The 21,673-nt window shown below is 50.9% G+C and carries 23 protein-coding genes and 1 other RNA gene; 6 read left to right on the top strand and 18 right to left on the bottom strand.

Features of this window, described 5'->3' with window-relative positions; genetic code table 11:
• The 8 genes from C0068_RS03415 to C0068_RS03450 form a co-directional block, all read right to left on the bottom strand.
• Positions 1-408: an ExbD/TolR family protein gene (locus C0068_RS03415; RefSeq protein WP_103683089.1), complete on the bottom strand. Its 408-nt coding sequence runs from the start codon at positions 406-408 to the stop codon at positions 1-3.
• Positions 409-418: 10 nt separating this feature from the next.
• Entirely contained in the window at positions 419-946 is a 528-nt protein-coding gene (locus C0068_RS03420) for a MotA/TolQ/ExbB proton channel family protein (RefSeq protein ID WP_199176098.1), read from the bottom strand.
• A gap of 3 nt (positions 947-949) precedes the next feature.
• Positions 950-2,338: a MotA/TolQ/ExbB proton channel family protein gene (locus C0068_RS03425; RefSeq protein ID WP_103683090.1), complete on the bottom strand. Its 1,389-nt coding sequence runs from the start codon at positions 2,336-2,338 to the stop codon at positions 950-952.
• Positions 2,338-3,174 carry a DUF3450 domain-containing protein gene (locus C0068_RS03430; RefSeq protein WP_103683091.1) on the bottom strand — a complete coding sequence of 279 codons (837 nt, stop codon included), beginning with the start codon at positions 3,172-3,174 and terminating at the stop codon, positions 2,338-2,340. The genes C0068_RS03425 and C0068_RS03430 overlap by 1 nt, the downstream gene beginning before the upstream one ends.
• A gap of 313 nt (positions 3,175-3,487) precedes the next feature.
• Positions 3,488-3,994, bottom strand: a complete 507-nt coding sequence (locus C0068_RS03435) for a dihydrofolate reductase (protein ID WP_233208721.1) — start codon at positions 3,992-3,994, stop codon at positions 3,488-3,490.
• 14 nt (positions 3,995-4,008) lie between these two features.
• Positions 4,009-4,848, bottom strand: a complete 840-nt coding sequence (locus C0068_RS03440; RefSeq protein WP_103683092.1) for a thymidylate synthase — start codon at positions 4,846-4,848, stop codon at positions 4,009-4,011.
• A 1-nt stretch (position 4,849) separates the two neighbouring features.
• Positions 4,850-5,650, bottom strand: coding sequence for a prolipoprotein diacylglyceryl transferase (gene lgt, locus C0068_RS03445; protein WP_103683093.1), 801 nt, complete (start codon positions 5,648-5,650; stop codon positions 4,850-4,852).
• 3 nt (positions 5,651-5,653) lie between these two features.
• Complete coding sequence (locus tag C0068_RS03450; RefSeq protein WP_103683146.1) at positions 5,654-6,445, bottom strand: sulfite exporter TauE/SafE family protein; 792 nt, start codon at positions 6,443-6,445, stop codon at positions 5,654-5,656.
• 68 nt (positions 6,446-6,513) lie between these two features.
• Between C0068_RS03450 and C0068_RS03455 the strand changes: the two genes are divergently transcribed.
• Positions 6,514-7,260: an NRDE family protein gene (locus C0068_RS03455; protein ID WP_103683094.1), complete on the top strand. Its 747-nt coding sequence runs from the start codon at positions 6,514-6,516 to the stop codon at positions 7,258-7,260.
• A gap of 3 nt (positions 7,261-7,263) precedes the next feature.
• Here the strand turns inward: C0068_RS03455 and ptsP are convergent, their stop codons facing one another.
• Complete coding sequence (gene ptsP / locus C0068_RS03460; RefSeq protein ID WP_103683147.1) at positions 7,264-9,528, bottom strand: phosphoenolpyruvate--protein phosphotransferase; 2,265 nt, start codon at positions 9,526-9,528, stop codon at positions 7,264-7,266.
• Positions 9,528-10,034 carry an RNA pyrophosphohydrolase gene (rppH, locus tag C0068_RS03465; protein ID WP_103683095.1) on the bottom strand — a complete coding sequence of 169 codons (507 nt, stop codon included), beginning with the start codon at positions 10,032-10,034 and terminating at the stop codon, positions 9,528-9,530. Before rppH ends, ptsP begins: the two co-directional genes overlap by 1 nt.
• Positions 10,035-10,193: 159 nt before the next feature.
• Between rppH and C0068_RS03470 the strand changes: the two genes are divergently transcribed.
• Positions 10,194-10,850 (top strand): histidinol-phosphatase, encoded by a 657-nt coding sequence (locus C0068_RS03470; RefSeq protein ID WP_103683096.1) that lies wholly within the window; start codon positions 10,194-10,196, stop codon positions 10,848-10,850.
• A gap of 64 nt (positions 10,851-10,914) precedes the next feature.
• On the opposite strand, the gene gcvH is transcribed toward C0068_RS03470, so the two are convergent.
• From gcvH to C0068_RS03505, 7 genes are all read right to left on the bottom strand, one after another.
• Positions 10,915-11,301, bottom strand: coding sequence for a glycine cleavage system protein GcvH (gene gcvH, locus C0068_RS03475; protein ID WP_103683097.1), 387 nt, complete (start codon positions 11,299-11,301; stop codon positions 10,915-10,917).
• A gap of 72 nt (positions 11,302-11,373) precedes the next feature.
• The gene (locus tag C0068_RS03480; RefSeq protein WP_103683098.1) at positions 11,374-13,032 is read right to left on the bottom strand and encodes an ABC transporter permease; all 1,659 of its coding nucleotides are present in this window, start codon (positions 13,030-13,032) and stop codon (positions 11,374-11,376) included.
• On the bottom strand, positions 13,033-14,064 hold the full coding sequence (locus tag C0068_RS03485) for an extracellular solute-binding protein (RefSeq protein WP_233208722.1): 1,032 nt from the start codon (positions 14,062-14,064) through the stop codon (positions 13,033-13,035).
• Positions 14,065-14,197: 133 nt separating this feature from the next.
• Positions 14,198-15,430, bottom strand: a complete 1,233-nt coding sequence (locus C0068_RS03490) for a UbiH/UbiF/VisC/COQ6 family ubiquinone biosynthesis hydroxylase (RefSeq protein ID WP_103683099.1) — start codon at positions 15,428-15,430, stop codon at positions 14,198-14,200.
• A gap of 5 nt (positions 15,431-15,435) precedes the next feature.
• Positions 15,436-16,683: a 2-octaprenyl-6-methoxyphenyl hydroxylase gene (gene ubiH / locus C0068_RS03495; protein ID WP_103683100.1), complete on the bottom strand. Its 1,248-nt coding sequence runs from the start codon at positions 16,681-16,683 to the stop codon at positions 15,436-15,438.
• On the bottom strand, positions 16,670-18,001 hold the full coding sequence (gene pepP, locus C0068_RS03500) for a Xaa-Pro aminopeptidase (RefSeq protein ID WP_103683101.1): 1,332 nt from the start codon (positions 17,999-18,001) through the stop codon (positions 16,670-16,672). The genes ubiH and pepP overlap by 14 nt, the downstream gene beginning before the upstream one ends.
• A gap of 109 nt (positions 18,002-18,110) precedes the next feature.
• Positions 18,111-18,692, bottom strand: coding sequence for a UPF0149 family protein (locus tag C0068_RS03505; protein ID WP_103683102.1), 582 nt, complete (start codon positions 18,690-18,692; stop codon positions 18,111-18,113).
• A gap of 169 nt (positions 18,693-18,861) precedes the next feature.
• Here C0068_RS03505 and C0068_RS03510 point away from each other — a divergent pair, with 169 nt between their 5' ends.
• The 4 genes from C0068_RS03510 to C0068_RS03525 all read left to right on the top strand — a co-directional run bounded on the left by C0068_RS03510 (position 18,862) and on the right by C0068_RS03525 (position 20,349).
• On the top strand, positions 18,862-19,071 hold the full coding sequence (locus C0068_RS03510; RefSeq protein WP_103683103.1) for a TIGR02449 family protein: 210 nt from the start codon (positions 18,862-18,864) through the stop codon (positions 19,069-19,071).
• Entirely contained in the window at positions 19,068-19,376 is a 309-nt protein-coding gene (locus C0068_RS03515; RefSeq protein WP_103683104.1) for a cell division protein ZapA, read from the top strand. The genes C0068_RS03510 and C0068_RS03515 overlap by 4 nt, the downstream gene beginning before the upstream one ends.
• 118 nt (positions 19,377-19,494) lie before the next feature.
• Positions 19,495-19,675, top strand: a non-coding RNA gene (ssrS, locus tag C0068_RS03520) — 6S RNA.
• A 71-nt stretch (positions 19,676-19,746) separates the two neighbouring features.
• Positions 19,747-20,349 (top strand): 5-formyltetrahydrofolate cyclo-ligase, encoded by a 603-nt coding sequence (locus tag C0068_RS03525; RefSeq protein ID WP_103683105.1) that lies wholly within the window; start codon positions 19,747-19,749, stop codon positions 20,347-20,349.
• A 469-nt stretch (positions 20,350-20,818) separates the two neighbouring features.
• Here C0068_RS03525 and C0068_RS03535 read toward each other — a convergent pair whose 3' ends face one another.
• The gene (locus C0068_RS03535) at positions 20,819-21,571 is read right to left on the bottom strand and encodes an endonuclease/exonuclease/phosphatase family protein (RefSeq protein ID WP_103683106.1); all 753 of its coding nucleotides are present in this window, start codon (positions 21,569-21,571) and stop codon (positions 20,819-20,821) included.
• Between the last annotated feature and the right edge of the window lie 102 nt (positions 21,572-21,673).

Genomic DNA, 21,673 nt, shown 5'->3' on the forward strand with positions numbered 1-21,673 from the left:
TCAGCTGTCTTCAGTGGCCAATGAAACATCGTATACACCTGCCGACCGGCTGGCGTCGATAACCGCAGTAACCGTCTCGGTATTCGAGGCTTTATCAGCCTGAATAACCACGGCACCTTTTGGATTTTCCGCATGCATACGCTCAACAACAGAGCGAACAGCACGCTTATCTACCCGGCGCTTATCAATCCATATTTCATTGGTTGCTGTTACAGCAATCAGAATATTAACGTTCTCTTTCTTACTCGATGTTGACGCGTCAGGGCGGTTCACCTCGACACCAGCTTCCTTAATAAAGGACGCCGTTACAATAAAGAAGATCAACATGATAAACACAACGTCGAGCATCGGCGTCAAGTCTATTTCAGAGGGATTATCCTCTGTTCCGCCTCTTTTATTCCTTCTCATGTTAGCTCTCTTAGTGATCTGTTGTCAGATGGTCTTCCAAAAGCTCGCCTTCACGGTCTGCAATACTTTTAATATAAGTATTGATAAAGACCCCTGACAAAGCGGCAACCATACCCGCCATAGTCGGGATCGTTGCTTTTGAAACACCGCCAGCCATCGATTTAGCATCGCCGCCACCTGTTACCGCCATGATGTTAAATACTTCAATCATACCGGTAACCGTGCCCAACAATCCCAATAGTGGGCATAGCGCCACCATTGTTTGAATCATTGGCAAACTCGCATTAATTTTAAGTGATACCTCAGATATCAACTTTTCACGAATTTGCTTGGCATTCCAAGATTTACGCTCTGCGCGTTTTTCCCAGCTGCCAATGGCACCGTCGACGTCTTTCGACAGCCCAAATTTGTAATACCAAAGTCTTTCCAGAGCGAGAGTCCACATCAGGAATGTCAGGCCGGCGATGGCCCAAAGCACGTCGCCACCTGCATCCATGAATCTACGGATAATCTCGATCCATTCATTCAGTAGGTACATCGCTTAGTTCCCCGCGTGACCTTCCGTGTGTTCGGCAATGATGCCCGTAGTTTGCTGGTCAAGAACATGGATAATTTTCTTGGCACGACCGCTCACGAAGGTGTGCAGCAGAACTGTTGGGATCGCAACCACCAGACCAAGTACAGTCGTTACCAGTGCACCAGAGATACCACCAGCCATTGCTTTCGGATCACCTGCACCGAAGATAGTAATTGCTTGGAAGGTAATAATCATACCGGTTACGGTACCGAGCAGACCTAGTAGAGGTGCTACCGCAGCAATAATTTTCAGCAGATTGAGTGAGTTCTCCAAACGTGGAGTCTCTTTCAGAATAGCTTCTGAAAGTTTCAGCTCAAGAGTCTCTGAATCCATTGATGGGTTATCTTCATGCACTTTTAACACACGGCCAAGGCTGTTGTTAGTGTTGGCTTTAGTGCTTTTCAGCTGGGCGTTAACTTTCATGTCTTCGATAGACAGAACAACCAAGCGCCAGAAGGCAATTAACATCGCCAGCACACCAACGGCAGAAATAACATAACCTACCACGCCACCTTGATGCCAACGCTCAGTAAGAGTCGGGCTATCAATCAATGCCGCTAAGTAAGAACCACCTGTAGGACCAGTAGGGTCAACACCAAATGCGCTCATACCAGAAGTAGTTGAAGCCAATTCCTCAGCCCAGCCCATGTATGGACCGCTTGGCTGACGTGACAATACTGCAAGTGCACCAGTTTCAGAGATGTACTGCAAATATTCGCCATCGGCGTTAACCATATTGAAGGTACCAACACGTACTACTTCTTGCTCGCTGCTCTCGCCGCCAGCACTGGTCACAGGAGTTTTGAATTTAACAACACGGCCTGACTCAGTCATTTCACGCTGCAATTCGAACCAAATACGCTCAATCTCTTCGATGCTTGGCAGCTCTTCAGCACCAGACATTTTTGCGATCAAGTCATCAACGAACTGCTCACGCTTAGGGAACTGAACACTGATGATAGAAGACATGAAGTTAGAACGCAGATCACCAGCGGTAGAGGTCAGGTGTCCAAACAATTCTGTCAGGGTACCCAAACGCTCTTTCAGCTGACGTTGTTTCTCAACGATAACTGTTTCATTTTCTTCAAAGGTTTTTTCTAGATCAGAAGAACGCTTCTCTTCTGCAGCCAAGGTGCGCTTAGCTTCGTCAAGCGTCTTTTGCTGGTCGTAACGGGCAGCAGCAAAACGCTGCTCACGCTCTTTGTTCTCACGAATTTCAGAGATACGCCCTTGCTCAACCATCTTTAACAATTCGTCGAGCGATTTTGCGTCTTCGGCCATCGCCGGCATAGCTGCAACGGCAATCGCGCCGCTGAAAGCCAACACAGCAGCCTTTAATAGATTACGTTTCATTATTTAGCAGCCTCCGGAGCCGGAATCGGGAGTTTCATGATATCGATAGAAGCTTGTTTACGAGCGATACGCAGACCCTTTTGGATCGCGCCGCGGTAGTCGCCAGAATCCAGTTCAACCCACTTGCGCTGATCTTGATCCCAAGCGCCCGACTGTTCGCCATCAGTTGTTTGGTACATCAGACCAATACGACCAATACGTAAGAAGTTTACTTCGCGATCTGAACCACCAACCGTAGCAACACCTTTGTAGCTATCGATTTTACGGCCGTACTCATTTTCGATTTTGTAGGCTTCAAGAACTTGGCGGAATTTCTCTGCGATGGTGATATCCGAGCGATCCATGTTGGTGCGCAAGAATTCAACACGCTCTTCGCGCTCTTCTTTGTGGAATGGCACGTCTAAAGCAACAAACTGCTCAAGACCGTCGATCATACGAATCAACAGCGGAGTGATTTGGCGCTGAATGATAGTCGCCTCATCAACAGACTTGCCCAGACCAGCGATACGCTTTAACTGACCGGCAATCTGCTTTTCTAGACGAGCGTTATAGACGCGAAGACCGTCTACTTGCTTCATCACAGTTTTGTAGTCTTGTAATAAATCACCCGTTTCTGCTGCTAAGCGATCAACTTTAACTTGAGATTGCTTTGCTGCTTTAGTTCTTTTGATACCAACATCAAGAACCTTGCTAACTGGGATCAATGGTTTGGCTGGAGGTTGCGCTGCGGCGTCTTGCCCAGCAGTCGTATCGGCTGAATAGGCCGGCGATCCAGCCAGCATACCAACAGCCACACTGACCGCCAGCGCGATTGTTTTCAATCGTTGCGTTTTCATGGGAATTGCTTTTCCTATTTGGGACGTTTAGTGAAAGCAGAGCTTATTATCTTCTATCAGCCGTACGGCCAGTCGTAAGACCGTGCTTTCATACAGCGGGACTTATTTTAATCATGTGCAAACGTAAGAATCAACGACAAAACTAAATGTTTCGTAATATAAAATTCCTTGCTAATTTTATGTGTTGAAGGGTTACATTTTCGTGAAAGTAAGTAACAAAAATACTTATTTAAGTAACGCTCAATAAGCGCAGATATTCAAGACAGTGAAAACATCACTCGCGAGTGAGCACCAAAAGAAACAACTTATTCCGTCATACTCGCTGCAAAGTCACAAAGCAATAAGCAGGGCTTTTGTCAGATGTTACTGGGTAACACTCCCGCGAGACCTCATTCCAGTCATTTAGTTCAATTTCCGGAAACCAAGCGTCACCATCGGGTTCAAGGTCAACTTCCGTAATATACATTTTTGTGACCTCATCAAGGGCCTGCCGGTAGATGGCCTCTCCGCCAATCACACACACCTCATCAAGCCCCGAAGAACCCGCCTCTTGGCGGGCCAGCGTCAGCGCACTAGCCAAATCGGACACCACCGCAGCGCCCTCAGCGGCATAGCCTGACTGCCGGCTAATAACGATATTAAATCGCCCCGGTAGCGGCCGCCCAATCGACTCCCATGTCTTACGCCCCATCACAATTGGCTTAGCCATCGTTGTCGCTTTAAAGTGCTTTAAATCCGCCGGCAAATGCCAAGGCAATTGGTTATTCACGCCGATGACTCGGTTTTTCGCCATCGCCACAATAAGTGAAACTGTTACCACTCTCTCTCCTCGGCTTATATCGCTATCGGCGCCTTAATTGGGGGATGAGGATCATAGCCCTCAAACTCAAAATCATCTGCGGTGTAATCAAAAATAGACGCTGGTCGCCGTTTTATTCTCAACGCAGGTAAAGCCCGCGGCTGGCGGCGCAACTGCTCCTCAACAATATCATCAGTCAAATGGTTCTGATAAAGATGACAATCGCCAAAGGTATGCACAAAATCACCCACATCCAGGTCGCACTGCTGGGCAATCATGTGGGTTAGCAGCGCATAGCTCGCGATGTTGAAGGGCACGCCCAAAAACAGATCCGCGCTGCGCTGGTATAGCTGGCAGGACAAACGACCCTCTGCAACATAAAACTGGAACAGGGTATGACAAGGTGGCAGGGCCGCTTTTCCACGCCGCGCATTCTCTTGCGGACTAAGCGACTCATCTGGCAAATCGGCAGGGTTCCAAGCATTGACCAATAAGCGGCGCGAATCCGGCTTGCGGCGAATCATATCCACCACTTCACTAATTTGGTCGATGGTAGAGCCATCTGGGCACGCCCAGCTGCGCCACTGCTTACCATAAATAGGGCCGAGATCACCGTTTTCTAATGCCCACTCATCCCAAATGGTAACTCCGCGCTCACGCAGCCAATTATTGTCACAGCTGCCCTCTAAAAACCAAATTAACTCATTGATAATACTGCGCAAATGCACCTTCTTAGTCGTCAGCAAGGGAAAGCCCTTACTCAAGTCAAAGCGTAATTGTCGCCCAAATACTGAACGGGTACCCACCCCCGTGCGATCGCCTTTATCAGTGCCGTTATCTCGCACATCTCGCAATAAATCTAAATACTGCTGCATATTATTTTCCACCTTTTGCGGCTGAGCGCGAGTAAGTCCAAATTAGCAATCCACCACCAAGCAAAATCATTGGCAATGACAACTCCTGACCACGCGTCATCCAGCCCAGCATCTCGAAGCCGATATGGCTATCTGGCTCACGAACAAACTCCACCAAGAAGCGGAAGCAACCATAGCAAAGTAAAAACAGGGAGCCCGCCGCATAGGGCGGTCGCTGTTTGCGGGTAAACCAGAAAATGATAATAAAGAGCAGCACGCCCTCAAGCGCAAACTGGTACAACTGCGACGGATGACGAGCTAATTGCAAAGGGTCTCTGGGAAACAACATTCCCCAAGGCTGGTCGGTTGGACGCCCCCACAACTCCTGCCCAATAAAATTACCGATACGCCCCAAGCCCAAACCAATGGGCGCCAAGGGCGCGATAAAGTCCCACAGCGCCGAAACGGGGACCTTAATACGACGCGCATATAAAGCAACGGCGACCACCACCCCCAACAGCCCACCATGAAAGGCCATGCCCCCCTCCCAGACCCTAAATAACCAGAGCGGGTCTTGCAAAAACTGCGGGAAGTTATAAAAAATAACATAGCCAAATCGGCCACCGACGATGACGCCCACCGCGCCATAAAAAATCAAATCCTCAACCTGCGCCTCATTCAGGGGGCTCCACGCTTGCTTGGTACGACTTTTGGCAATGAACCACGCCGCCGCAAAACCCGCCAAATACATTAGCCCATACCAATGTATCGCCAGCGGCCCTATTTCTACCGCCACCGGATCAAAGTTTGGATGTATCAACATGCCTTAAAGCGCTCCCCAAATAAATTGACTACCCACCACAAGCAAAAACATGGCAAAACACTGTTTTAAACGCCGCGCCGATAGACGCTGCGCCAACAGCGCCCCCAACTTTGCAAAGGGCGCACTCAGCAAAACAATTCCAATAAAGGCCGGCAGGTATATAAAGCCAAAACTATACGCAGGTAAATCCTGATGACCAAAGCCAGCGACCATATTACTCGCCGCACCGACCACAGCGATAGGCAAACCACAGGCCGCCGACGTAGCCACCGCCGCCTGCATCCGCACATTACACCAGCTCAAATACGGCACGGTTAAAGAACCGCCGCCAATACCAAACATCGCCGAAAAATACCCAATAACGACACCAACCGACGTTAAACCAAATGCATTTGGCAGCTGACGCGATGCGGCAGGCACAGACCCCAAGCCCATATACGCGGCGATAATTATACTAAACACGCCAAAGGCTAGCTTTAATATCTGCCCAGGAAGTGCCACTGCCGTTGCCACCCCACACACAACGCCAAAGCCAATCCCAGGCGCCAATATTCTCCAGCAAGGCCAATCAATATTAGCAAGTTGATGATGTGCACGAACCGAACTGACCGACGTCACCACAATCGTCGCCAGCGATGTCCCCACCGCCAGTTGCATGGCAACCTCCTGCGCCACCGCCAAAAAGCCAAAGCAAGCAACTAACGCAGGTACAATCACCAGCCCACCACCGACACCGAACAAACCTGCGGACAAGCCCGCAACAGCGCCAACGGCCAAGTAAACTAGCAAAATCATGCCGCGGAAGTCTCCAGCAAAGCTGCTATTATGACGGCCAAAATCTACAAACAACAGCGAATGGACAAATGTGCCTGATATTATTGAGCTGGCAAAATGACCCAGAACAAATCCTGACGGTTGCCGCCAATCGCGACGAATTTTTTCAGCGCCCCACCCTCGCTGCAGATTTCTGGCCAGAGCACCCGCAAATCCTAGCAGGCAGAGACTTAGAGTTTGGCGGCAGCTGGCTCGGAATAAGCCGCAATGGCCGCTTTGCGGCGGTCACCAATCTAAGAGAGGTAGAGGCCAGCGGGGACCGCAGTCGCGGCGACCTAGTGAAAGACTTTCTGTTGAGCGCCGAAACCAGCCAAGATTTCTGTGAAGGACTAGAGCCAGAAAAAAGCCAATACCGCCCCTTTAATTTTATCGCCAGCGATGGCGACAAACTCTGCTATACCAACAACATCGAAGCCGGCTGGCGCACTTTAGCTGCCGGAATTCACGCTATCGGCAATATTCCACTCAGCGAAAAAAACGCTAAAACCCAAAAAGGCTACCAGGATATGAAAGTCGTGATGGCAGAAAAACCGAGCCATCAAGACCTTTTAAATATGCTGCAAGATACAAAACCAACAATGGACGCAGAGGAAGACATATATCGCGCGCTGTCATGTCGTTTCGTCAGTTTTAACGAATACGGCACACGCTCTAGCAGCGTAGTTAGCGCCAGTAAAACTGGGCAGTGGGACTTCTGGGAAAAACGCTACGCCACCTCCCCAACTCAGGAAGAAGCGCTTCAACACTTTAATTTTGCGGAAGAGAAGCAGCAATAAAACTTAAGCGCCTATGGGTTGAAGCAGGCGCTCCATGCCGATATCGATCATCATTTTACGAAGCAGCGATTTCACTTCATCTGCTGTATCGACCTGCATGGAATGATCTAGCAAGGATTGCAGCTCGTCAAAGCGACAACTGCGAATAACCGCCTTAACCCTGAGCAGGCTATTATCATTCATCGACAACATGTCGTAGCCCATCGCCATCAGCAACAATACCGCTGCCGGATCACCCGCCAATTCACCGCAAATCCCTACCGGCTTGCCCTCGGCGTGCGCAGCATCTACCACCTGCCGCAGACTATTTAATACAGCGGGGTGATAGGCGTGATACAGATCAGCAACCCGCGTATTATTGCGATCAACCGCCAGCAAATACTGAGTTAAATCATTCGAGCCCACCGACAGAAAATCAACCCGCCTTGCCAATTGCCGCGCCTGATACACCGCTGCGGGCACTTCGACCATCACCCCAATTGGCGGCAGAGTAATATCCCAGCCATCTTCAATTAGCTCATCGTAGGCTCGTCGCACAAGCTCAAGCGCCTCATCCACTTCCTGCACATTACTGATCATTGGTAGCATAATGCGCAGATTATTCAGGCCTTCACTGGCCTTGAGCATCGCTCTGACCTGAACAAGGAATATCTCTGGATGATCTAAGGTGACACGTATCCCGCGCCAACCTAAGAAGGGGTTTTCCTCTTCGATGGGGAAATACGGCAGAGCCTTGTCTCCACCAATATCAAGGGTACGCATAGTGACCGGCAAAGGCGCAAAGGCAATTAATTGCTCACGGTAGATCGCCCTCTGTTCCTCTTCACTAGGAAAACGCTCGCGTAAAAGAAATGGAATTTCCGTTCTATAAAGACCAACGCCTTCCGCGCCGCGGTCTAAAGAGCGTGCGACATCTGCCATCAAACCCGTATTGACCCACAGCGGCATACGATGGCCATCCAAGGTCTCGCTAGGTAGATCACGCAGCGCCTCCAAGCCCTGGGTCAGAACCTGATCTTCTTCCGACACCGAACGGAAATGTTCATACACTTCCGCAGAGGGGTTGTAGTGAACATAGCCCGAATAGCCGTCCACAATAAGATTGGCATTTTCAATTTGGGTATACGGTAAATCGGCAGCCCCCATCACGGTGGGTATACCCATCGCCCGCGCCAAGATAGCAACATGGGAGTTGCTCGAGCCCCGCACCGACACCATGCCCACCAGCTTTTCGCGGGGCACTTCACCCAACATGGAAGCGGTCAGCTCTTCGCCGACTAAAATGGTTTTCTCTGGGTATTCTGCCGGCTCAACTTCGCTGGTTTGCAAATAGGCCAGCACACGGCGACCAAGGTCTTTAATATCGGTTGCACGCTCTTTGAAATAGGCATCTTCCATCATTTCAAAGGTGCGGATGTGACTGGACATCACTTGGCTCAACGCGCCCTGCGCCCATTCACCTTCATTTATTTTTTTAACGACCTCAGCCGCCCACGTGCCGTCGTCAATAATTCGCAAATAAACATCAAACAGCGCGTGCTCATCTGCGGGCAATTGCTTAAATAGCTTTTCACTGAGGGCGTGAATATCCGCTCGCACTGCACTTAATGCGGATTGAAATGCCTGCAACTCAAGCTGCGGATCATCACTCTGCCGTCGCGGCACGGAGTGCAATTCGGCAATGGGCGCCACCACAACTGCACGACCAATAGCCACCCCCGTCGCACCAGCTATACCTTTAAATGATGCCGTTGCGCCAACCGCGTTCTGAGCAGTAGAAATAGATCCTGTCGCCCGAGCGTGGGCAATAACCCCCGCCAACTGCGCAGACATCGTTACCAGAAAGGCTTCTTCGTCCTCGTCGAAACGGCGGCTATCTTTTTGCTGAACAACCAAAACCCCCATAACGGTGCGCTGGTGGATAATCGGCGCCCCCAAAAAGGAGTGGTATTGCTCTTCGCCAATGCCTGGCAGGTATAAGAAATTGGGGTGTTTTTCGGCGTGATCTAAGTTTACCGGCTCTTCCCGCCTTGCTACCTGACCAACCAAGCCCTCGTCAGGGCCTAGACTGATCTTGCCGATCAAATCGGGGTTCAAACCTTGGTTGGCCATAAAGATCAAGCGGCCAGATTCAGGATCGCGCAAGTACACCGTGCACACTTCGGTGCCCATTACCTCGGCGATACGACTAACAATAATATCGAGCGCCGCCTGCAAATTGCCCGCAGCATTTACCGCTTGAACGATACTCCGCAGCGCTTCCAACATCATAGCAGTTCACCACTCATGGCATCTTTCACCAAACGGGCATGTCGCGGGGCCAATTCCTTCATAGCGCGCCGATAAACTTCGCGCTTAAACGCCACTACCTGACCTAGCGGGTACCAGTAGCTCACCCACTGCCAGTGATCAAACTCAGCCTTATCGCCACAATGAAAACTGACCTTGTTGTCGTCAGCCTTCATTTGCAGCAAAAACCATTTTTGCTTCTGGCCGATACACAGTGGCTTGTTGTCTCGACGAATCAATCGTTGGGGTAGACGATAACGCAGCCAGCCACGGGTACAAGCCAGTAATTCGACATCACTCTCTCGCAAACCGACTTCTTCATACAGCTCGCGATACAAAGCCGCCTCTGGCGATTCGCCTTCATGAATCCCACCCTGGGGAAACTGCCAAGCACTCTGACCAACACGGCGCGCCCACAACACCTGCCCTTGCTCATTTGCAAGCACGATGCCAACGTTGGGACGAAATCCATCCGAGTCAATCACTACATCACCTATTGTTTTGATTTTATTTCCATTTTCTATTGTTCCACAAATTCCCGACCCTGGGAATTCACTCTACCAACAACGCTGCAGAAAGATGAAAATGCGGCTGGCAAACGCTATGCTATGCCGCCTCAACAAGCCCGCTTTTGGAGACCTTATATGGCCCTTGCCATTTTTGACCTAGACAACACCCTGCTTGGCGGTGACAGTGATCACGCATGGGGTGAATTTTTAGTCGCCAAAGGCATCGTCGACAGCAAGGTATTCAAAACCCAAAATGACGAGTTCTATCGCCAATACCAACAGGGCGGCCTTGATATTGACGCCTATCTTCGCTTTGCCCTGAGCCCTCTCAGCCAATATACGCAAGCAGAACTCAGTACCTTACACGCAGATTTCATGGCGGAATACATCGCCCCGCTGCGGCTGCCAAAGGCCGATGCGCTATTACAGCAACATCGCGACGCGGGCGACTTTGTTATGATAATTACCGCCACCAATAGTTTCGTCACCAGACCGATTGCAGAGGCATTAGGCGTAAACACCATTCTTGCCAGCGAGGGCGAAGTCGTCAATGGGCGCTACACCGGCAAGCCCGGTGGTATTCCCTGCTTTCAAGAAGGCAAGGTCACCCGCCTAAACAATTGGCTTGAGGAAACCGGCCACTCGCTGAGCGGCAGCTACTTTTACAGCGACTCCCACAACGACCTGCCGCTGCTTAAAATTGTCGACCACGCTATCGCCGTCGACCCCGACGACACCCTAAAAGCGCATGCAATTGCAGCTGGCTGGCCGGTCATCAGCCTTAGAGACTAGGCGTTCCCCAGCGCATAAAAAAGCCCGGTCGATGCCGGGCTCCTATTAAAACCTATAAATAAAATTACTCGTCGCACTGCTCGTCGTAGGCTTCCGCATCTAGCAAATTATCCAGCTCACTCAAATCAGAGGGCTGCATACGGAAAAACCAACCGTCGCTGTATGGGTATTCATTTACCGTTTCTGGGCTTTCATCTAAAGCCTCATTCACTTCAATAATTTCGCCCGAAACCGGCGCATAAATATCTGAAGCTGCTTTTACCGACTCGACCACCGCAGCTTCGTCACCTTGAGAATACTCGGCGCCGACTTCCGGTAATTCGATAAACACCACATCACCTAGGGCATTCTGTGCGTGGTAACTGATACCAACTGTAACCGTGCCGTCTGACTCAAGGCGCGCCCACTCGTGGCTGCTGGCGTATTTTAATTCGCTGGGGGTATTGCTCATTTAAGGCCGTCCTCTACTGACGATACGTTAGATGTGCGCATTTTAACGCCGCTGCCAACAAATACAAAGTGCTCAATGACTGCTGCGGCGGATACTGATTATCACTGGAATTAATCCCGCCGCCACCAAGGCCAGTGCAGGCAGGGCCGCAAGCTGCCACTGCCCCTCTGCCGTCATCTCATAAATCCGCACCGCCAAGGTATCCCAACCATAGGGGCGAAGCAGCAAAGTGGCTGGCATCTCTTTCATAACGTCGACAAAAACCAAGACCATCGCGGTGAGCAACCCTGGGCGCAGCATGGGCAAATATATCCGCCGCACTAATTCGCCACCGTTGGCGCCGAGGGTGCGCGCCGCTTCAGGCAGACTTGGGCGAATACGCTCAAGAGACGACTCCAAAGGCCCCGTCGCCACGGCCAAAAATCGAATCCAATACGCTGCCAACAGGGTGGCAATTGATCCCACCAAGATCGGCACCGGTGACATACCAAGCACTCGCTGCAGAGGGATAAATACCTGATTATCAATAAAGGTAAACGACAGCATAATCCCCACCGCCAATACCGAGCCTGGCAGTGCGTAGCCCAACTGAGCCATATTAAAAAAACCACCGCGCTTTACTTGGCGTCGATTAAAAGCCAAAACCAGCGCCAAAAATACCGTAATCAAGGCCGCAAGCCCCGCCAGTATCACGGTGTGCTGCACTAGCTCAAAAAAACGAGTGTTTAATTGCACCGCGCCTTCATCGATCGCCCACAACATCAGCTGTAACACGGGCAATACAAAGGCCACTGCCAGCACAGAACTGCAGGCAGCAGTCATTGCCCAGGCTTTAACGGGCGTGACTGGAAATCGGTAGCGATGCTGTAAACGGCTGCCCTGAACAAAGCGACGACCACCGCGCGAGCGCCGCTCGGCAAACAAGGTTAAGGCAACAAACAACAGCAATATTGAAGCAAGCTGCGCCGCCGCCTGAATATTGAAAAAGCCAAACCACGCTTTATAAATTGCCGTGGTAAAGGTGTCGTAATTAAACACCGCCACGGTACCAAAGTCGGCGAGGGTTTCCATCATCGCCAAGCTCACGCCGGCAACAATAGCGGGGCGCGCCATTGGCAGCGCAACGCGATAAAATGCCTGCCAAGGATTACAGCCCAAAACGCGCGCAGCTTCGGTGGTATCACTGCTTTGAGAAAGGAAAGCACTGCGCGCCAGCATATAAACATAGGGGTATAAAACTAAGGCAAACACCACAATCACCGTGGCGGCATTGCGAACATCCATGCTGCCGTACTGCTGACCAAACTGCAGCCTTAAAAAGCTCTGTAGCGGGCCGCCAAAATCAAACACCCCGAGAATAACAAAGGCCATTACGTAAGCGGGCACCGCCATCGGCAGCATCAATAGCCACTCGAACCATGCTCGGCCGGGAAACTCGCACATCACCGTAAACCAAGCCAAACCAATGCCCAAAATGCTGACCAGCAAGCCCACCCCCGCCAACAACAACAGGGTATTAAATAATAAACTTCCAAGTTGGGTCGCGATTAAATGCTGCCAAACCTCGGTTTGCGAAGAACTCCAGCTCAGCACTACCACCAAGATCGGCGCCATCACCGCCAGCACCGCAGCCACACCAATTACACGCAAAAACCACAACGCCGCGCTTGATCGGCGCGGCGCTGCAGGCGTCTGTGAAAACGCGGTTACTGAAGATGGCGCAACTGGCACTCAGCGATATCCCTGTCTGTCCATTATGCGAATTGCGTCGCCCTGCAGACGACCGGCTTCGCTGAGGGGCATGGTATCAGCCTTAAAACTGCCCCACTGCTCAATCAGTTCAGACGGCGCGGTTTTATCGTTCACAGGATACTCCTGATTCAAGTGCGCAAAATCGTATTGCGCCGAGGGACCAGACAACCATTCCAATAAGCGCAGAGCATCTTCCTTATGCTTGCTGGCCTTGGTTATACCGGCGCCAGACACATTCACATGGGTACCGCGAGCAGCAACACCCTCGCCTGCTTGGTTAGCCCAGAACAAACCCACCGGCAAATCAGGATTATCGGCCAGCATACGGGCCAAATAATAGGTGTTCACCAAACCGACATCGCACTGCCCAGCGTCAATCGCTTCAACCACTTTATTGTCGTTGGCAAACGGCGCCACCGCCAAATTATTTACCCAAGCACCCACAGTCTCTTCGGCTTTGTCCGCGCCAAGAGCAACAATCATGCTGGCAACCAGCGATTGGTTATACACTTTTTTGGAGGTGCGCAAACACAGGCGACCATTCCATTTTGGGTCGGCCAAATCTTCGTAACCCGCCAGCTCCTCGGGCTTAACCCGCTCAGTAGAATAAATAATGGTACGGGCGCGAATGGAAACCCCGTACCAACGCCCCTGCTCATCGCGCAAGGCTGGCGGAATATTATTTGTTAATACCTCTGACTGCACGGGCTGTAAAACACCCATTTCTGCGGCATGCCACAGATTCCCCGCATCTACAGTAATTAACATATCCGCGGGGGAGTTCTCGCCCTCAGCCTTTAGACGCGCCAATAACGGCCCCGCCTCGTCGGTGACGTAGCGAATGTTAATACCAGTTTCCTTGGTAAAGTCGTCGAAGATAGGTTTAATCAGCTGCTCTATCCGCGAGCTATAAATCACTAATTCTGGGCCCTTGGCGGCAGGTGGCTCACTATTACCACAGGCAGCTAGAACTAGGGTTGCTACTACGATCAGCGCGATATTTCGCATCATCCAAGCCTCTTACAAGAAAATCGGGCGTAGATGATAATTATTATCATTAAACTTCTCAATGAATTCCACGATTTATTCTGTAATGAATGTTAATGGCGACGCAATTCAGCCCTGCTCATCGCCGGATTTAAAACTAGGGTTTGTCCGACAAGCCCATTGCCTTGGCAATAATCTGACGCTTCAACGGCAGCGCCGAATCCAACCAACGCATGCCGGTATTGCGCAATAAGCGCAGAGGCATGACCGGCGTTTCAAACAAATGCTGGAATCCCTCCATCATTGCCATCATCGCCAAATTGCCGCCTTTGCGCCGACGCTGATAACGGTTCAGCACCGAGGCGTCAAACAATGGCACACCGCGCTCGCAGGCACGGCGACACTCCTGCGCAAAGACCGCCGCATCCTGAAAACCAAGATTGATGCCTTGCCCCGCCAGCGGATGAATAGTGTGCGCCGCATCACCCAGCAATACCACACCGTCACTAACGTAGTCCGCCGCGTGACGCTGCCTAAGAGGAAAACTAAAGCGGCGACTCGCGGCCAGCACTCGGCCTAAGCGGTGCTCAAACTTAGCGGCCAGCTCGCGGCAAAAGTCATCATCGTCAAGTGACATTAAGTGCTCTGCGATGTCCGGTTTAGCTGACCATACAATAGAACAATAACGCTGTTCAGCAGCGGTATCTGGCAGCGGCAAAAATGCCAGCGGGCCTTCCGGTAAGAAGCGCTGCCACGCGGTGTTGCTGTGGGGAAGCTCGGTCTCGACCGTGGCAACGATAGCGTGATGATGATAATCCCACTCCCGTGTAACAAAGCCAGCCCACTCGCGAATTTTAGAATTGGCGCCGTCGGCGGCAACCACCAGCGGACTGCGCACCACTCTGCCACCGGCTAAATGTAAACTAATCCCCGCCTGTTGCCGGCTCATGGTTTCAACCGGATTTCCAAAAAAGCATTTTACCCGCGCATTTTCCCGCAGATTATTAATCAAAGATGCATTGATTAATCGATTTTCAACAATATGACCGAGTGCCGAGCGCCGCACTTCGCTGGCGGAAAAATGAATACGTCCAGTGCCTTCGCCGTCCCACACTTCCATATCGGTATAGGCGCAGGCGCGGCGGCTGGCGATGTCAGACCAGGCACCAATCTCATCTAAAAACCCGCGAGAAGCGTCGGTAAGCGCGCTAACCCTGGCATCATAATCAAATACGCTTTCTTCAATTTGCGGCCAGCCTTCGCGAACCGCCTGCGCTTCAACTAAGGCAACTTTTAGCGGCAAATCTGCCACCGCCAAGGCCAGTGCCGCACCAGCCAAACCGGCGCCGACTATGACTAAATCAAAATCAGCAATATTCTCTGCCGACATGCGTATTACTCCGCTGCGGCACCGGGCAAAATACCCGCTGCTCTGGCTACAAACCGTGATTTTGCTGGGGGGCTAACATCCAGCATAGAAAGACCCAAATTTCTGAGCAGGCTCAAGATCGGCTTGCGATTGCTGAAAATGCCCGTCAATTGATCAGAGAAGGTCGTAGTAACTAGCTGATCTGCACGCTGACTTTTTGTATAGCTTTGCAGCAATGTTAAGTCGCCTAAATTTTGGCCATTGATATGCGCCTTCGCCACCAGACGACTTAAACACTCAACATCGCGCAAGGCTAAATTAAAGCCCTGACCAGCAACTGGGTGCAGCGAGTGCGCCGCATTCCCCAGCACAGCAACTTGCGCGCGCACCTGCTCCTCTGCCTGCATTAATCGCAGCGGAAAGGCATTGCGCTGCCCAACTTTACGGAGCCGCCCCAGCCGATAACCAAAATTGCGCTGCAACTCAGCCAAAAACGCCTCATCAGACCAGCTCTCCACCTCGTCGGCCATTCCTTCAGGAAAGGTCCAAACCAAGGCTGAACGAGAAAGCCCCGAGTCATCCGTCACCAAGGGCAATAAAGCCAAGGGGCCCCTTTCGGTAAAGCGCTCGTAAGCGCAGCCGCCGTGAGGTTTTTCAGTCGCCACATTGGCGATCACCGCCACTTGATGATAATCATCAATGCTTGCGCCAATACCCAACTGGGTGCGCAAACCGGAGTCCGCTCCGTCGGCAACCGCGACTAATTGCGTGCTTATCTCCCGAGAAGCACCACCCTCGCGCACGGATAAACTTGCATACCCTTTTGACACCGTCACCGACTCCACTGAAGCCGGTGACAAAAATTCAACACTGGTGTGTTGGCGAAGCCGATTGAGCAAGACATTACCCAACCACGCGTTCTCCACCACATAACCCAAGGCCGGCCAACCTTGGCTGGCGGCGCTCATCAAAACACTGCCAAAGTGGCCGCGATCAGAAACGTGAACCTGCGAGATAGTGCATATATGTTCTGCAAGTAGCAGCCACACCGCCAGCTCTTCGTATATTTTCGCGCTGCCAAACGACAGCGCCGTAGAGCGTGCATCAAAGCTTGGGCGATAAGCGGGTTTACCTTCGCCAACGGGCGGGAGCGGAAAATTCTCCACAACCAAAATCCGCAAACCGGCGCGACTATAACTATCAAGGCATAGCGCCAAGCTGGCGCCAACCATGCCGCCACCGGCAATAACGATGTCGTAATCAGTGCGTGGCAAGACGCGCCTCCGCCATTAAGGCCTCTATCTCATCCGCTTCTTTTGGCACCGCCGCGGTCAAAATCTCGCAGCCGGTTTTCGTTACCGCCACATCGTCTTCAATGCGAATACCAATACCGCGCCACTTCGCATCGACATTGCTATTGTCCGGCGCCACATAAATACCAGGTTCAACGGTAAGCACCATGCCCTCTTCAAGCACTCGCCACTCGCCACCGACTTTATAATCGCCAACATCATGTACATCCATACCCAACCAATGACCGGCACGGTGCATATAAAAAGGCTTATAGGCTTCGGCGCTAATAAGTGCGTTTACATCGCCACTCAACAAACCTAATTTCACCAAGCCCTCGGTAATTACGCGGACAGTCTCGTCGTGGGGCTGATTCCAATGATTACCGGGTTTTACTGCAGCAATAGCGGCCTTTTGCGCATCCAAGACCACCTCATATAAGGCGCGCTGCTCTGCGCTAAACCGACCATTGGCGGGAAAGGTTCGGGTAATATCAGCGGCGTAGTAATGCAACTCGCAGCCGGCATCAATCAATACCAGATCGCCGTCGCGGGCCTCGCAGCTATTCTCAACATAATGCAGGATGCAGCCATTTTTACCCGCACCAACAATAGTGCTGTATGCCGGAAAACGTGCGCCATTGCGCCCAAATTCATGGAGGATTTCGGCTTCAAGCTGATACTCATACACGCCGGGACGGCAGGCACGCATTGCGCGGCTGTGAGCTTCGGCGGAAATTTCGCCCGCCCGACGCATCACTTTTAACTCGGCGGCAGATTTATACAAACGCAGATCATGTAAATGATGATCTAAATCCAAGAACTCTCCCGGAGGCTGCGCGCCGGTGCGAACCTTGGAGCGAATAACATTCACCCACTGCATTACCTGCTGATCAAATTCGGTGTGGCGACCCATAGCGTAGTAAACGCGCTGACGCCCTTCTAACAGGCCCGGTAATATGTCGTCGATATCACTAATGGGAAAGGCATCGTCTGCACCGTATTCAGAACACGCCCCCTCCGGCCCCGCTCGGTATCCGGTCCAAAGCTCCATTGCCGGATCGCGGTCGCGACAGAACAACACGTACTCGCCGCTCGCTCGCCCCGGCAGCAGTACCAACACCGCATCCGGCTCATCAAAACCCGTTAAGTAATAAAAGTCGCTGTCTTGACGAAAAGCGTACTCAGAATCGCGGTTGCGAGTAAGCATTTTGGCAGAAGGTACAACAGCAATGCTGTCGGGCTCCATCAGCGCCATCAAATTTTTGCGGCGACGGGCGAATTCCTGCTTATTAATCGTCATGTTGTTCTCATTACCTAAGAAATATGGGCGCAAGCGCCAATGGGTTTATTCGCAAAAGCTTATCACGGCTTAAGGTCGGCCAGTGGCAAAAATACCTAAGCTGTGAGGATCAATGCAGGCGGGGCGGATTGACCTCGCCCTCTTGCTGAACACCGCCATTGCATTCAACAAAAATGGTCATCGCCGCAACCCGAACGTACTCACACACCGCAAAGTAGTCTTGCTCTCCATCTTCATCGGTATGCTCATCGGGCGACACCTGCGCGATGGCGGCAATATCACTAATCGCCTCTGTTAAATCCGCAGAATAGGCATTTTGCTTATCGACCCTCTTCTGCTTGCCAGCCATCGCAAAGCCCGTCAAATAGCCTTGGCACCACTGACCAAGGCTGGCAATGCGCTGATCTAAGTCGAATTCATCGTCGGGCAGCAATAAATCTAAGCTCATCTCGCCTGATTCCATACCGTCCAGCGCAGCGCTATACACCGCGTACAGTGCTTCGCTCTGCTCGGGATCTGGGGTTTCGCAATCTAGCAAATCAATACAATGCTTAAGCCAAGCATCTGCGCTTATACGACCACCCACCGACACAAACCCCGCCGCATAGCCATGCAACTCAGCTGGGGGCTGCAAAGCTCCCAAGCTCAAAAATAAATTAGCGAGATCGTCGTGCTCTAAACTAGCGGTCATTAATACATTTCCGTTAATACATCATAGGCCGGCAATGGTAGCGCCGAAGCCAGATAAAATCGAATATCGATATTATGGGCATACAAGCCCACCTTAATTACATTGACCCACCTGCAGGGCCCGCTCTACTATTATCCAATATCTTTCTACAAACGGACGCAATCTAAAGATGGATCAGCGACAGTTGCAACTTTTGGAACGAAAAGTAGACGAAATTGTCCAGTTGTGTGAGCAATTAGACAAGGAAAATCGCGCCTTAAAAGCGGACGCCCTCCACTGGCGCTCTGAGCGCGAACAACTGATCGAAAAAACCGATATTGCCCGCGCAAAAGTTGAGTCCATGATTCAGCGCTTGCGCGCGCTGGAGAAAGAGTCGTGAGCACAAACACCGTTACATTAAAAATATTAGATAAAGAGTATCAGGTGGCCTGCCCACCAGAAGAGCAAACCGCACTCATGCAGGCCGGGCAATTTCTCGACCAAAAAATGCGCGGCATTCGCACCTCCGGCAAAGTGATTGGACTAGAGCGCATCGCTGTTATGGCGGCCTTGAATATCAGCTACGAAATGCTGCAAGCCAAGCAAAACGCCACCCCAACCGAAGCGGAAACCCAAACCGTAAACCGCATTAGCGACAAAGTTGAACAAACTTTACAGCGCTGCCGGCAACTAGATATTAGCTAATATCCTCGCACTAGCTTGATGAAACACGCACCTACAGAAACCATCCTGCTAGTGTAAACCAGCACATCCCCTTATAGGTCTGCCCTGTTATTAGGCAAAGCCAAGCGGTATACTTTGTTACACCCTGGGATATTAGCTAGGCTGCTTAGACCCCTGAGCCGATGCTTTTTACCCCGGAGGGCTCTAGCCGAGATTGGTGTGCATGTCCGCTTGTCGGAAAGCCTAAAAATCTTGCGGAGAACTCCACCTTGAACCGCTGGGTTCAAGGGCCACGTAGCCGGCGGTATCTTGGGGCCTATTTCAACACCTTCGTTAATCACTCTCCGAATAAGCCGTCACACTTTTTGCTTGCCGGCGCTATACTGCCTGCATGAATTCTGCACTTAAATCCAAATTGCGACTCGCCCTGCGCGCTAAGCGCCAAAGCCTAAGCGGTGACCAGCAAAAAGTCGCTGCCCAGCAGTTAATGCGTCGCTTAATTCGGCTGCCGGCATTTCGCAATGCTCGCCATATTGCAGCCTACATCGCCAGCGACGGCGAGATCTCGCCAGCACCCGTATTACGCTTCGCCAATCTCAATGCAAAGCACTGCTATCTACCCAAAATATCGCCATCCGCTACCAACAAGAGTATGGCGTTTTACCCCTACCACCACCGCCAGCAACTAACGCCAAACCGATACGGTATTGGCGAACCCAGCGGCCTGCATCGCCACCCCCAAGCCCCACACAAATTAGACCTTGTGCTATTGCCGCTAACAGGGTTTGACAAAAAAGGACGGCGACTTGGTATGGGCGGCGGCTATTACGACCGCGCCTTCGCGTTCAAACGAAACAGCAAAAATCGCAAACCCCTCATGATCGGCCTAGCCCACCACTGCCAAGAAGCTCATAACCTGCCAAACGATAACTGGGACATTCCCCTAGATTTTATTGTGACGGATCGCCAAGTTATCAAAGTGAAGAAGCGATAAGTATGGCTCTAATACTTTAACAATCACTATCGAAACTTTGCGTGCAGATCCTTTGGTATCTCATGTACCCGACCCGATCGGGTATCCAACTGAGCGGCTAGCAAATGCATTTGTTTAGATACCTGATCCTGGGCTAGTTTTTTCGCCCTCGCTGGGCGACTTACTTTATTCGGCACTCCATGCCTCATCCGCATCGCACAAAAGGAAATGCGCCAACCTGATGATCCTTCATCAGGTCTAGGTAAGCCGGAACCACTTAAACACAATCCCTCGGGCCTTTTGGTCAAAACGAATCTCACAGATAGACGACTTGGTATATCAATTCGATAATAAGCCCATTTATATCTTCGCTATTGGTGGGCACTATGATCAGCCTTAACGCTTTACCGAGCAGTGAAATAATTTCGCGGGGCTCTTGCGTGTTTTTGCAAAAAACGTAACAGATTATGGAATCCGCTGGAGCAACTTGTTAACTGCTGATAGTTGCGCATAATGGCATGTGATCACTAACCGCCAGCCATTTTTTAATATTACCTATCTCAACTTTACTACCTGACAAGAGATGACTAGATATGAAAAAATAATCAATATGGTAAGGCTTCTCGATATTTCTTTGAAGATAAAAAGAAGGTTGTGTTTCTTGCCCCTGTAGCTCACCAGTTTGATAATGATACAAACTCTCTATATTTATAGAAGCTAGTTCGTTTATTGTGTCTGTGTGGCTCCACCAACGATCATGTTTATCCCATACTGCGTTGCTATTGAAGTCGCCTGCAATAATTGTATTGTGTTTATTAAGCTCTTCTCTGTGGACTTGAAGGTATTTCCAGAACTGCCCCATGTAACCAAATATTTGAGAATCACTGCCTTTAGTCCAACAAGCCAAAACGTTATATTGATCGTTTAGACGAAAAGGTAAAAATAGCTTTAAATCTTGAGTAGACCACGAGGTTGCTTGGCTTTTTGTATGCAACCCTTGGATTTTGAATGAGCCGGACCACTCTAGATGCTCTACCTTGTTGCCTGCTTTTGGAAATACACCAATGCCCTTATTTTTACTTGTGCCGACCCAGAGGTAATTACCCGCCCACTCTTGATAAGCCTTCGTAGATTGAGAAGGATCTTCACATTCTTGAATAATGAGAACGTCTGCATTTAAAGAATCAACTTCATTAAGTTTCTTTCTCAGTGCACCGTTGCAATTCCACGTTACAATTCTCATAGACAGTTAACGCCTGAGCTCAGCGGCGCTTGAGGCGACGCCTGCTTTTGCGATAGCAAAAGTGGGTGGCGGGTCAAACGTTCGACTGCAACGAATTGTTAG

Origin of the sequence: Zhongshania marina (assembly GCF_002915595.1) — a bacterium.
Taxonomy (GTDB): Bacteria; Pseudomonadota; Gammaproteobacteria; order Pseudomonadales; family Spongiibacteraceae; genus Spongiibacter; species Spongiibacter marinus_B.

What these genes read in the sequence shown, in the direction of transcription:
- C0068_RS03450 (WP_103683146.1), bottom strand. Translation starts at nt 6,445, where the DNA reads ATGATTTTGCTAGTTTACTTGGCCGTTGGCGCTGTTGCGGGCTTGTCC.
- pepP (WP_103683101.1), bottom strand. Translation starts at nt 18,001, where the DNA reads ATGACGATTAATAAGCAGGAATTCGCCCGTCGCCGCAAAAATTTGATG.
- C0068_RS03490 (WP_103683099.1), bottom strand. Translation starts at nt 15,430, where the DNA reads ATGTCGGCAGAGAATATTGCTGATTTTGATTTAGTCATAGTCGGCGCC.
- C0068_RS03415 (WP_103683089.1), bottom strand. Translation starts at nt 408, where the DNA reads ATGAGAAGGAATAAAAGAGGCGGAACAGAGGATAATCCCTCTGAAATA.
- C0068_RS03455 (WP_103683094.1), top strand. Translation starts at nt 6,514, where the DNA reads ATGTGCCTGATATTATTGAGCTGGCAAAATGACCCAGAACAAATCCTG.
- C0068_RS03510 (WP_103683103.1), top strand. Translation starts at nt 18,862, where the DNA reads ATGGATCAGCGACAGTTGCAACTTTTGGAACGAAAAGTAGACGAAATT.
- C0068_RS03420 (WP_199176098.1), bottom strand. Translation starts at nt 946, where the DNA reads ATGTACCTACTGAATGAATGGATCGAGATTATCCGTAGATTCATGGAT.
- C0068_RS03440 (WP_103683092.1), bottom strand. Translation starts at nt 4,848, where the DNA reads ATGCAGCAGTATTTAGATTTATTGCGAGATGTGCGAGATAACGGCACT.
- lgt (WP_103683093.1), bottom strand. Translation starts at nt 5,650, where the DNA reads ATGTTGATACATCCAAACTTTGATCCGGTGGCGGTAGAAATAGGGCCG.
- C0068_RS03505 (WP_103683102.1), bottom strand. Translation starts at nt 18,692, where the DNA reads ATGACCGCTAGTTTAGAGCACGACGATCTCGCTAATTTATTTTTGAGC.
- gcvH (WP_103683097.1), bottom strand. Translation starts at nt 11,301, where the DNA reads ATGAGCAATACCCCCAGCGAATTAAAATACGCCAGCAGCCACGAGTGG.
- C0068_RS03470 (WP_103683096.1), top strand. Translation starts at nt 10,194, where the DNA reads ATGGCCCTTGCCATTTTTGACCTAGACAACACCCTGCTTGGCGGTGAC.
- C0068_RS03535 (WP_103683106.1), bottom strand. Translation starts at nt 21,571, where the DNA reads ATGAGAATTGTAACGTGGAATTGCAACGGTGCACTGAGAAAGAAACTT.
- ptsP (WP_103683147.1), bottom strand. Translation starts at nt 9,528, where the DNA reads ATGTTGGAAGCGCTGCGGAGTATCGTTCAAGCGGTAAATGCTGCGGGC.
- C0068_RS03525 (WP_103683105.1), top strand. Translation starts at nt 19,747, where the DNA reads ATGAATTCTGCACTTAAATCCAAATTGCGACTCGCCCTGCGCGCTAAG.
- C0068_RS03430 (WP_103683091.1), bottom strand. Translation starts at nt 3,174, where the DNA reads ATGAAAACGCAACGATTGAAAACAATCGCGCTGGCGGTCAGTGTGGCT.
- C0068_RS03485 (WP_233208722.1), bottom strand. Translation starts at nt 14,064, where the DNA reads ATGATGCGAAATATCGCGCTGATCGTAGTAGCAACCCTAGTTCTAGCT.
- C0068_RS03425 (WP_103683090.1), bottom strand. Translation starts at nt 2,338, where the DNA reads ATGAAACGTAATCTATTAAAGGCTGCTGTGTTGGCTTTCAGCGGCGCG.